Raw genomic sequence first — 11907 nt, forward strand, 5'->3', positions numbered from 1 at the left:
AGGTGGGGGTCTGGGATACCAGGAGTGGTGCACTTGAGGTTTGCGCCGCATGGCGTGGCGGGGTCTTCGTCTCAGTCGTGCAGTTACCTTCGCTGGATTTGAGCCGAGGATGAGGAGGGAAAGCCCTGACTGGCCTTAATTCCTGTGTGCCTGGGTGGTGCGTAGGTTTGCCATCGTGCCAGATGCATCTGCAGCCCTCCCGCCGCGTCCGCTCAGCGTCAGAGACGACGCGTCTGACCAAGAAACTCCACCCGCAGCCCTGGCTAGGGCTGCGGCCTTTGTTCGTCTGATGAAGTACGCCGGGCTCTACACGACGTATGCGTTGTTATCGGCCATAAAACCACGGGACTATGAAGCTCTTGTTCTGCCTTGCTTGGCCAACCAGCGCTCACGAATCTTCGATCCACCTGAGACCCCCATACGCCAGGTGGACATCTCTAAACTCACGCCAAAGCGCTCCGCAAGAGTTTGCGGGTCTCTGCCATACACGGCGTGGGTCTTGGCCTCAGATGCAGGAATAAGGAGAGCGGCGCCCAGTTCTGCCGCTTCTTTTTCGTGAGCGGGCGATGCTCCGCACTTTTTACCGCCAGGTTCCATCCAAGCCACGTCGAGGCGACGCTCGGCAACGAGGTGTGCGATGTCGTGCGCGAGATCCGACAGGACTCTCCCAAACCCTGCATGATCGAGAACTCGGACCAGAGCTCTACAGCACCGGCCTAAGCCCAGAGGAAGGCCTCTGGCACCGCGTCGGCTGGGCAGGACGCACGTAACACGCCCGGGATTTATACACGTTTTGTCCTATAACCCCCAAGGCAGCCAGTGATCCCCGATGGTCTGAAGGCCAGAGAGTCACAGTCATTGAAAACCTCGTTAAAAAGTATTGGGACCATCCATAATTGGTGGTCCCAATACCTCAAGTGAAGTGGGGAGCGGCTCGAACCACAGGATCGGCGGGTCCCTCACTTTAGAATGTGGGCCTTTCAGCGATTTAAGTATCGCTTGTAGGTGAGCGAAGATCAAATCGTGACTACTACTCAAGCATCCGGCCGCCCGGACGGCCTGGCTCTGGCGCTTGCTCGCCTTGATGACTTCTTCGATGTCAACTCACCTTGGCATCAGCGTTTATGGGACTGTGGCCTTGTTCTGGGACTACGTGAGCTGTCAGACGCCGTCGAGTGGGTGGAGCACAAAACGCTGTCTCCTGGCACTCTCAGCTGGCTAGCGAGAGACTTGGAGCGACTGCAGGGCCCCGACCAGGGAGCGGGGGATAAGGTGCTGAGGCAACAGCTCCAACGGGTGCTCCGGTCAACGCTGAAGCACGGCAACGCGCATCACAGGATGCTCAATGAAATCATCACGCGTCTTGATGATGGTTATCTCAACCGCTGGGAATTGGCTGCCCGAGATGAGAACAGGCCACCTTCTCCCGAACGGTTTGCTCGGGCTGTGGGTGCACATCTTCTCGACGCTGGATTCAGCCAGCGTTTCCTGCACCATTGGGTGAAAAACCTTCAGGTTCTATCGCTGGCCGATCTGTCGATAGAAGCGCAAAAGCTGCTTGGTAGCAATCTTCCCCGGACATTTGACGTGCTGATTCCCTTCGCGGCTGTGTCGAATGACCAACACAACCGGGACTCTGATTCTGCCTGGAGACCCGCGAAGTACGTCAATGAATGGATTCGAGAAAACCAAACCCACATCGAGGGACGCCTGGGGGGAGGTTTTGAGTATACGGTCACAGCTCGTGACTCCCACATGGCAGCAGAAGAAGGACGGGAAATCGTAGATCGGCTCAAAGCAAGAGCAACGTACAGTCGCAAACAGACTCATCTTAGAGACTTTGGCGTGCTAATCGTTCGAGGACGAAGCGAGCCGTTCCCCCTGCAGCGACCGGGGCGGGGAACGTTTGTATTGTCCCTGGTCCGTGAACAGAAACTGTACGCAGTTCAAGAAAGAACACGTTTGGATAATGCTCTTGAACTCGCCGCGCCGATGAACCACGGTTCTATTGCAACGGCCGTTTCGGGAGGCTGGTCCGCCGTGGAAACTTTGCTGCTCAGGGGCGACGACGAGAGCGAAGAGGGCCGAGGTGTGCTGGCCGCAGATCGAATGGCTGCTTTGACGGCCTGTTCGTGGCCTCGGGCTGAACTCACGAAGCTCTCGCACGCGCACAAACCTACTGTCCCCGACCGGTTAGCCCATCAGATGTCAGTACTACTAGGGGAATCCACGAACAGAGACCGTGCCAAATTGGCCGCTGAGTGGATAAATTCCGGAAACTCGCTGGCATTGGCTAGGCTAAGCGATTTTGCCTCAGAAGAACGAATGAGAAAACTTTTGGCTTCTCCTTCAGCCACCTTGGGAGAGGTGAAACGTCATATGGTGTCGGCGATGCGAAGGCTCTACCGGCACCGCAATCTCGTCATGCATGGAGGCGCCACGCATTTGGACACGCTCTCCATGACCCTCCGGACCGTGGCTCCCCTCGTCGGTGCAGGCCTGGACCGTATCGCTCACGCTGCCATTGTTCAACAATCAACGCCCGTCGAGTTGGCATCCAGAGCTGAGCTTCACCTGAATCTGCTTCGCTCAACAACTGAGGCCCCGCTGTTGGTCGATTTGCTTGAATAGCTGGCGTATACATGCTTCAAAGAACCGCCGGCCGAGGTGGCTGACGCACATGGCGGCTAAGACGGCGGCCTCCGCCTCGGTCTTTGCCAAGATGCTGGGCTCAACCGCGCTGGAAATTAAGTCCAAGCCTGCCAGATTCGCCAATAACATTGAATGTGAGTGGCACTCTATTGAGAGAGGCCGGAATGCGGGGTCGGATCATGGTTGGTTGGGGCCCACTACATCTGGGCAGAATTGATTGGAAGCAGATCAACGAAGAAGACTTCAACAGGGTCGTTGAGAGCTTGCTGCACAGGGTTTACCATCGTCCGCCCCAGTCCGAGGTGGTGGTCATTGACGGCAGGGGAGGTGACGGAGGACTGGACGTCGCCGTCTACTTTGACGGAAAGGTCGATCAGGTCTTCCAGCTCAAGTACTTCCCGGAGGGCTTCTCAGGGCCCTGGGGGAAGTCCCGGAAACCCCAGATAAAGAAGTCGTTCGATGCGGCGGTCAAGAATCATTCTCCCAGAGAGTGGACATTGGTCATGCCGAAGAACCCCACCGTTGGTGAACATAAGTACGTCTCAACGCTGCCCGCCAACAACAGGCCCCGAGTGGAGATTTGGGGCAGGGCACGCATGGATGACGAACTCGCACGGCACCCAGACCTTGAGGGCGCCGCATTGTACAACCCTCTCGTCGACACGCTGAAGCAGTTTCATGGCGAGAAAGCGGCATTGAGCGGGCCGCGGGACCTTGCTCAGCGTGCCGCGGCGCTGAACCAGCTAGCACAGAACCGGAGCGCTTATTGGAGCGTCGACCACCAAGTCGTGGACGGACACGTCACACAGGTCTTGCGTGCAAAACATCCCAACGCCTCAGAATTGGAACCGATTTCCGTTCAAGCTAACCTGATGTTCGGTGCGGACCACTCGGCCCTTGGAAAGCAGCTGCAACGAGGCCTTGAGTTCGGTGTGCGATCGGACATAACGCTGCCGCGTGAGGTGATTGAATCGCTGGTTGTTGAAGGCCCGGAGTGGATTCGTGATGACGGCAGCTCACCGATCGAAAAGGTCGTGGTCCAGAGTCTGGCCAGTGAGCAGTCCTTGCCGCTGGCGTTGCTCTTCGTTGACGACGCGGGGTTCACGGTGGCCAGACACGAAGGCATGGTAACCGCCAAAGCCAAGGGCCACGGAGGCTTCTCGTTCACTGCAGGGTTTTACGGGATTGCGACTTTAGACGCCGAACTTCCTGTGACCCAGGGGCGCCAGGCTCAACTAAACATGAAGTTCAATTTGGCTGGGAAACCAGTTGGCGACGCCGTTCGGGCCCTGGATCTTTGGGAGGACTTTTATTCAGAAAATACGCTGCATTTGCTGCTTGAGGGCCACGAATTAGGCAGGGGGCGAACCTCCTTTCAGCGACGTCGCGCCAATCCCGCGTTGGTGGAGCTCGTGGGTGACCTAGCTTTCCTTCAGCAGAAGCTCAACTCCACGTTTGCGGTCCCCACCGAGATATCCCAAGAGGAGCGGATCCAGATCCGAATAGGGCGCTTGTTGCTTGAAGGGCATTCGACATGGATGCCTGTAGGTAACGTGCTGACAGCCACGTTGTCGGGTGGCGAAACGCCAGATGATCTGGAGAGACTACTGATCAAAGGCGTCGCATTCCTACACGAGGTGCCCACGATGACTCTCGAGATCCAGGGCAGCAAATTCAACCTTGGGGCGGCCCTGCTCCATCATCCCCACGTGCTCGGCACAGGTGGGCGGGATCTTCTGAAAGCACTTAGCCCGGGAGATCTGGCAGGAAAGCAAATCACCTTGGCTCCGCAGGGAAGCCAAGCGATCTCAGTCTTCCTCATCAAAGACGTGCCCGATGAAGAGGAAATCCCAGAACCTGTCGCGTGGAACATCCCAGACATCCCTGAGTACACCGAGCAGGTAGCCCAGCAGACCCTCCGGTGAGGCGAACCAACCGCCAGTAGCCCGCCGAACTAAGGGGCAATTCCGCAGAACCGGGAGGACTAAGGCATGGGATTCGCCTCCAAAGTCAAAACCAACCGCGCACGGAGGGTAGGACCGCGGCCCAACACCTCGGCCGCCTAAGCCTTGAGCCCGGACAAAGCGAAAGCAAAGCTTGGCACCCGCAGTGCTGCCAGACATTTCGTGCCGGGGAAAGGGCCAGGGTAGCGAACGAAGGGTGCGAGGGAGCCTGAAGACCGAAACCGCTGCGCAAGCCAGTTACGGCTCCGCCGAACACCATAAGAAGTTCGCGGAGTCCTTGGGCGATACCGGCGCCAGCGGAACACAGATAGGAGGTCGCCTAGCAGCCGCCCGGAGCGAAGTGACCCACCCCAGCCCCCCCTTAGCTGCAGGAAAGGCAACCAGGGCGAGGAAATCCCGTCCGGGCGCCAAGCGGGGCAAAGGAGGGGTGTCCCGCTAGAAGGCCGGCAATGGGATAGCTTTACTGCATCCGCTTGGCGGCCTGTCCTTCTCGCCTAGCGCACACCACGATCATCTGGAGGAGATCTGACTCACCCACCCCTGCGGCGGCTTTCGCGACAGCGCAGCCTTGCCGTGCATATCAAACTGTTCTCCGAACGCGTGACCCGGAAGATGTTGTCCATATCGGTGGACAGGAAAGACGGCGGCATCATGGTGGTGCCCCATCTGCAAAATTGGGGAGTCATTATTTCGTCGCGATTGCTATCAATGCGCCCCGGGAATCTCCTACCTGACGAAGCCAGCTATATACAGACAGGTGGCGACAACAGACCCAAACTTCATTACCATCGGTCTGGCATGAGCTCGGTGCAGCCTCAGGGCTTCGCAGGCGGCGCGGGACGGAAAACGATCCATCTTCCGGCGCTCGATGAGCTTGACGCTGTGCAGATTTTCTCGGTGGCGGCTCGCCTTCCGGGAATGCTCCCTTGGGAAAACATGGAAAAGCCCGTCGATATCATCCACACTCTGGATCGACCCGGAGTTAGATCACTCGGGATTCACGGGGTTGTGTATGACCGCTCAAAAATCGATGCCGAGAGCATCGGAGGCGCCAACGAATTGGAACCTTTGACCTTCGCTTCTGACCACAACAATGCGATCTTGGTTGATTTTTCGGGGTACGGACTTGAATCCGTGCTTGCGCTCTACTTCAATCCAACCCCACGCGCCTTACCCGAGTGGGCGGCAGACTTCACGTTGGCGAGCTTTGACCCAGCACCGAATGCTCTTACTGGCGGGGTTGCCATCCACGCAGGGCCAGGAATTCCTCACACGATCATCATGCAATCCATTCCAGAGATTTCAACCATCCACAAAGTCAGCTCACTCCGTCCGGTGTCCGCGCTGATTGAGCGGAAGCTGCCGAGCGCCAACTAACCGAGGCTGTGCTCGGTCCCGCTGCTTTACCCTAGGTTTTCAGCGGGTTAGGGTCCTAATGGCCGGGTTTCCAATGAGCTTGCTCAGTGACTCAGCAATTTCTCAGGTACGGAAATTGTCTGCATGAAGGCACGGCGGCCGTTAGGCTTGGTCAGGCTCCAAGAATTGATGCCATTGTGATCGACCTTGAAACCCTCTACGACTCCAAAGACGGCGACAGCGACCTCCACGCCGGGATGCTCTAGATAAATGTCGAGAATGCCGTGGGCGTCTTTGATTGCAGAGTTGAGTTCGCTTGTTGTTTTAGCAAACTTGAGCTCCAGTGCCACCCGGCCCTGTGCTATTGAAAAATCGACCGTCCGTTCCTTACCGCCTGATTTCACAACGTAGGCTTCACGCTGCAATGGTATTAAAGGAGCTAGGGTGATTTCAGCGAGATTTTGGAAGTCGTACTCCGTAAGCAGGTCGAGTTGTGTTCCCTTTCCGCGTCTTGCATTGCCGTCGTCGCGCATGCGAGTTAGCGCGGTAACCGCACCTCTCAGTACATCGACAATGGCTGTAACAGCTAAAGCGGGGCTGGGGTCTAAAATTTGGGGCAATCGGTCGGTTAATCCGAGAGCTCCTGTCTGCCTTGCAGGGAAACTTGAAGGAGGGACTACGCTCATCTTGTAGTCAATGTCTGCCCTGAACTTCTGTACTCGAATCTCGTCCAGTGCGCTGAGGGTGGGATTTGGATACAGCGGTATAGTGACCAAACTCGAAACTGGAAGCGTGGAACCGGTAACTGCGCTCACCGCTTTTTCTCCTAGCTGAAGCCATAGGTCTAGGGGTTGATAGTGTTGCTTTGTCGAGCGAAACTGCAAAAGTGAGTCTAAGCTATCGGGGCCTGTAGCTAACAAGTCTAGGTCCGACCGGACTTTCCCGGGATACTTTCTACTTCCGAATAACTGCACGCTTGTCGTTTTGGGGATTTTGCCTGCTAGTTCCTCGGCGATTGCTATTAGGTCCAAATCAAAGTAGTCCACTTTCACCAATCTACCGGAAATTCATTCAGTCCGAGGCTTGAGCTTAGATCCGCTTTCTTGAGTTACTTGTCAAAATACGCTATCGGCGCGCTGAGCTGGTTCTTCAGTATGAAGCGATAGTTGCCGGCCTGCATGCCTCACTGCGGCAGTCATTTCTTGGTACTCGGGCGTCAGGGGCGTCGTGTAAAAGGAGGCTTAACTCGACCCCTCACGTAGAGGCCTCGGTGAATCTGTAAGACTCTGCACCGGGGTTCGCGTCGTCCAAGCAAACTGTCTCATCTTGATTTCACAGACGTGGATGAGTTCACGCCTCTAACGAGACTTTGGGAGGCATATCCATTCGTGATGATGCCTGTGGTGGCCCGCGCCCCGAGCCAATCAATAAGCTCGCACCCCTACACCGCTTTCGGTGATCGCACTGGCGATCGAACTGCGACTGACCGGTCAGACCTGGCCGGTTTCCATTCTCCGGCTAAGCTGAGGAGCGCCGGTGGGCATGGCAGAAGTATGGCGGCAGGCGCCATCTGTGGAAGGACAATCGAATGGCTCGGCCGACAGTTCAGGACGTCGCCAGGACGGCGGGTGTGTCCGTGGGGACTGTGTCGCGCGTTTTGAACGGTAGTCCGGCTGTTAGCGAGGCGGCCAAGGAGAAGGTCAACGCCGCGATACGGGAGCTCAGCTATCGTCCGCTTGCCTCAGCCAGGGATCTCCGGAGAGACAGAACAATGCGGGTCCTCGCACTGGCCAAGAACTTGGACTCCCTGGTGATCAGTGAAGTCTTCCGGGGTGTTGGCGACGCCGCTGCGGACTCCGGCTACGTCAGCCTCATCGCAGCAACCGACGGAGACCTGGATCGCGAACAGCAGCTCGTGGACATGCTCCGTAACGGCTCCGTAGACGGCCTCGTGATCTTCTCTCCCACGATGCCGGACGAGGACGTCAACATAGTCGCCGAGCAATTGAGCGTCGTCCAAGTGTGTGAAATCGTCGACGCCGAGGCTGCGTTCGGCGTCTCCATCGATGACCGCCAAGCAGCCTACGACATCACCAAACACCTGATCGACACGGGTGCCAAGAAGCTGGCCATGCTCGCCCATAGGGGTGCCCGCTCCGGCCGGCTGCGCGAAGAAGGTTTCCGCCAGGCACTCACGGAAGAGGGCTTGGAACAAGACCAGATCCTGCTCGGCGAAGGCAATTTCGGGTTCCACGCTGGGCGTGATCTCACGAAGAAGCTCCTGGAAACGAAAGACCTCCCTGACGCAGTCTTCTGCGGGACCGACGTAGTCGCAGCCGGCTGCGTCCGTGAACTCACGGATGCAGGCTTAAAGGTCCCGGACGACATTGCCGTGGCAGGTTTCGATGACTCGGCCCAAGCAGAAATGTGCGTCCCAGAGCTGACCACGGTGAGGCAACCAGCCTACGAAATGGGCCGCGTAGCCTTCGCTGAACTCCTGGAGCGGATGACCGTCGAGGGTTCACATCGCAAGGGGAGAAGCTTCCTCCCGCACGAACTCGTCATCAGGGAATCCACGAAATAAGGAGGGTTGACATCCCCGAGTGGTCCCTGTCACACTATTTTGGAATCGATTCCACGGCCGTAAGGTCGATTCTTTTGAGCACCATTGGAATCGATTCCATCGATCACAAGAACCACCGGCAAAGAAGCCACCCTCAGCACGCGGGACAGCCGAAACGCGCACTGAACCCCACCGCCCACAGACCCCAAAGGAGCCACTTGTGGACTTGAACCGACCTGCTTCTCCGCTCCAGAGCCAGAACCAAGCAACGCCCCGCAACCGAAAAGCCCTCGCATCAGCCGCAATCGCAGCGGCAGCGCTCCTCCTCAGCGCGTGCGGCGGGGGAGCAGCACCCCAAGGTGCGGAACAAGCGGCAGCTGCCGATCCGGCGTCGGGCGCTAATGCCAGCGGTGCCGTGAACATCTGCGGGGTCAAGGACGCGAGCGGTATCTACAAGGGCACGGCGGAGGCGTTCACTAAAGCGAACGGCAAGGTCACGGCCAAGTACACGGAGATCGGCGCCACCACGGATGAAGCCCGTACCCAGATCGTGCAGCGGCTCGAGGGCAAGTCCACTGAGTGCGACATCTTCATCACGGACGTCATCTGGACCTCCGAGTTCGCCTCCCAAGGCTGGCTGCTGGACCAGACCAAGCTGGTAGAGGCCAACAAGGACCGGCTGATTCCCTCCACTGTGGAAACCACAAAGTACGAGGACAAGTACTGGGGCTCGCCGTTCTTCACCAACGCGGGCTTGATCTACTACCAGAAGGACAAGGTGGCCAAGCCCGAAACCTGGCAGCAGCTCTACGCAGAGGCCGCCAAAGCTCCCGGCAACAGCTTCGTCTACCAGGGCAAGCAGTATGAGGGCCTCACGGTGAACTTCCTGGAAATGCTCTATAGCGCAGGCGGCGAAGTCCTCGATGATCAAGGCAACGTCAAAATCGACTCCAAGGAAACCCGCGACGTCCTCAACTTCATGAGCGACGGACTCAGGAACGGCTCGGCGGACCGCGCCGTCCTCACCTACAACGAAGACCCCGCCCGACTCGCCTACGAGTCCGGCGATTTCGGATACCAGCGCAACTGGCCGCACGTGTACCGCCTGCTCAACGCGACACCGCTGGCGTCCAGCTTCGCGGTCGCGCCGCTGCCGGCATGGGAAGGCGGCAAGGCCTCCGGCGTGCTGGGCGGCTGGAACCTCGCGATCTCGGCCCACTCCACCAACCAGGCCGGAGCTGTCGCGTTCATCGACTTCGCCACCACCCCGGACTGGCAGAAGCACGTGGCCATGGATTATTCGCAGGCCCCGGTCAACGAAGCTGCCTACTCCGATCCGGCGGTGCTGCAGAAGATGCCGTTCGCCACGGAACTCCTCGCCTCGGTGAAGGGCGCCAAGCCGCGCCCGATCTCCCCGGTCTACCCGCAGATCTCGCAGGCGATCTACAAGAACGTCTACGCCGTCCTCTCAGGCACCGCCTCCACCGAAGAAGCCGTGGAGAAGATGGCCGAGGAAATCTCCACCGCCAAGGCGAGCTTCTAGCTATGGCCATCAAAACAATCCCGCCCAGCCGCGCAAGCGGCCGCGACCGTGCCGAACGGAAGCTCGCATTCCGCATGACCGCCCCGTCGCTGGTGATCATGGCGCTCGTCGCGGCGGTCCCCATCGGCTACGCGATCTGGCTCTCGCTGAACCAGTACAGCGTCCGGACCGCCGGCCTGTCCCGCTTCGTCGGACTGGAAAACTACATCAACGCCCTGGCAAGCGAAGAATGGTGGGCTGCGTTCGGCCAGACGTTCCTCTTCGCGGGTATCTCCGTCAGCCTGGAACTCATCCTCGGCACGGCCATGGCGCTCCTACTCAACCTCGCGTTCAAGGGCCGCGCCGTCCTGCGCACCGTGGTTCTGCTGCCGTACGCCATCATCACCGTGGTCAGCGCCATCACCTGGCAAACCATGTTCCAGCCCAACATGGGCCTGGTCACCAACGTCCTCTCCACGCTAGGGCTGCCGGGCGGCGACGTCGTCTGGCTCGGTGAGCACGGCTACGCGATGGCCGTAATCGTCATGGCTGACGTCTGGAAGACCACACCCTTCGCAGCGCTCATCATCCTGGCAGGCCTGCAAGTGATCTCCGCCGAAACGTACGAGGCCGCGGAACTCGACGGCGCCAGCAAATGGCAGACCTTCGTGAACATCACCCTGCCGCTCCTGCGCCCGGCAATCGTCCTCGCGGCGATCTTCCGCACCATGGACGCCCTCCGCGTCTTCGACCTGCCGTTCGTCCTCACCCGCGGCGCCAACGGCACCGAATCCATGTCCATGCTCGCCTACACCCAACTGCGCGAAAACCGGCTGGTGGGCGAAGGCTCGGCGCTGTCCATCCTGACCTTCCTCACCGTCATGGTGGTCTCGGTCATCTACGTCCGCTTCGCCGGCGGCAACATCCGCGATGTCGCGAAGGAGGAACAATGAGCACGCTGACTGCAGAACGCCCGACGCCGGAACTCGCCACCGCGCGCAAGTCGCCGAAGCGCCGCTTGCGTGGGGAATCGAAACTGCATCCACTGGTGTGGGTGTTCGTGGTGGCCGTCATGGCTTTCTCGCTCATCCCGTTCTACTGGCTGGTCAACACCTCGCTGAAGAAGGGCGCAAGCCTTTCCCAAGGCGAGCTCTTCCCGAGCCAGCCGACCCTCGAGAACTATCTGGTGGTCTTCCAGAACCCCGAGTTCCTCCTGGCCTTGCGCAACTCGGTGATCATCGCCGTCGTAACTACAACAGTGGCGCTGGTGTTCGCGTCCTTCGCCGCGTATGCGCTGGCCCGGCTGAAGATGCGCCGCAAGGCGATGATCCTGACGCTGATCCTCTCGGTCACCACATTCCCGGCCATCGCCATCGCAGCCCCGATGTTCTCCATCTGGCGCGAAATCGGGCTGTACGACACCTTGCTTGGCCTCATCATCCCGAAGCTGACGTTCGCGTTGCCGCTGGCGATCTACACGCTGACGTCGTTCTTCAAGGAGATCCCGCGCGAGCTGGAGGAATCCGCGTACATGGATGGCGCCACGCCGTTTGTCGCCTTCCGCAAGGTGATCCTGCCGCTGGCGGTCCCCGGCCTGGCGACCACGGCGATCCTGGTGTTTATCTCGGTGTGGAACGAATTCCTCCTGGCCGTCACGCTGACCACCTCACCGGAGTCCCGTCCGGTTCCCGTCGCAATTGCGTTCTTCAGCGGCACCAGCGAGTTCGACCAACCCCTGGGCACCATCAGCGCGGCGTCGGTGATCATCACCGTCCCGCTGGTGATCCTGGTGCTCGTGTGCCAGAAACGCATCGTTTCCGGCATGACGGCCGGCGCCGTCAAGGGCTAAC

The 11907-nt window shown here is 59.0% G+C and carries 9 protein-coding genes; 7 read left to right on the forward strand and 2 right to left on the reverse strand.

The window, feature by feature from the left end:
* Positions 1-348: 348 nt before the first annotated feature.
* Positions 349-786 carry an ImmA/IrrE family metallo-endopeptidase gene (locus tag BACI9J_RS24730; protein WP_159736327.1) on the reverse strand — a complete coding sequence of 146 codons (438 nt, stop codon included), beginning with the start codon at positions 784-786 and terminating at the stop codon, positions 349-351.
* Between the two features lie 219 nt (positions 787-1005).
* Between BACI9J_RS24730 and BACI9J_RS02885 the strand changes: the two genes are divergently transcribed.
* From BACI9J_RS02885 to BACI9J_RS02895, 3 genes are all read left to right on the forward strand, one after another.
* Positions 1006-2631 (forward strand): integrase, encoded by a 1626-nt coding sequence (locus BACI9J_RS02885; protein WP_159733096.1) that lies wholly within the window; start codon positions 1006-1008, stop codon positions 2629-2631.
* A gap of 326 nt (positions 2632-2957) precedes the next feature.
* The gene (locus tag BACI9J_RS02890; RefSeq protein ID WP_236558322.1) at positions 2958-4577 is read left to right on the forward strand and encodes a hypothetical protein; all 1620 of its coding nucleotides are present in this window, start codon (positions 2958-2960) and stop codon (positions 4575-4577) included.
* Between the two features lie 612 nt (positions 4578-5189).
* Positions 5190-5993 carry a hypothetical protein gene (locus tag BACI9J_RS02895; RefSeq protein WP_159733098.1) on the forward strand — a complete coding sequence of 268 codons (804 nt, stop codon included), beginning with the start codon at positions 5190-5192 and terminating at the stop codon, positions 5991-5993.
* A gap of 83 nt (positions 5994-6076) precedes the next feature.
* On the opposite strand, the gene BACI9J_RS02900 is transcribed toward BACI9J_RS02895, so the two are convergent.
* Entirely contained in the window at positions 6077-6787 is a 711-nt protein-coding gene (locus tag BACI9J_RS02900) for a hypothetical protein (RefSeq protein WP_159733099.1), read from the reverse strand.
* A 773-nt stretch (positions 6788-7560) separates the two neighbouring features.
* On the opposite strand from BACI9J_RS02900, the gene BACI9J_RS02905 reads away from it, so the two are divergent.
* From BACI9J_RS02905 to BACI9J_RS02920, 4 genes are all read left to right on the forward strand, one after another.
* Complete coding sequence (locus BACI9J_RS02905; RefSeq protein WP_159733100.1) at positions 7561-8556, forward strand: LacI family DNA-binding transcriptional regulator; 996 nt, start codon at positions 7561-7563, stop codon at positions 8554-8556.
* A gap of 199 nt (positions 8557-8755) precedes the next feature.
* Entirely contained in the window at positions 8756-10078 is a 1323-nt protein-coding gene (locus BACI9J_RS02910; protein ID WP_159733101.1) for an ABC transporter substrate-binding protein, read from the forward strand.
* A gap of 2 nt (positions 10079-10080) precedes the next feature.
* The gene (locus BACI9J_RS02915; RefSeq protein WP_159733102.1) at positions 10081-11010 is read left to right on the forward strand and encodes a carbohydrate ABC transporter permease; all 930 of its coding nucleotides are present in this window, start codon (positions 10081-10083) and stop codon (positions 11008-11010) included.
* Positions 11007-11906, forward strand: a complete 900-nt coding sequence (locus BACI9J_RS02920) for a carbohydrate ABC transporter permease (RefSeq protein WP_159733103.1) — start codon at positions 11007-11009, stop codon at positions 11904-11906. Before BACI9J_RS02915 ends, BACI9J_RS02920 begins: the two co-directional genes overlap by 4 nt.
* Position 11907 lies beyond the last annotated feature (1 nt).

It is taken from the genome of Arthrobacter sp. 9V (assembly GCF_902506065.1).
Taxonomy (GTDB): Bacteria; Actinomycetota; Actinomycetes; order Actinomycetales; family Micrococcaceae; genus Arthrobacter.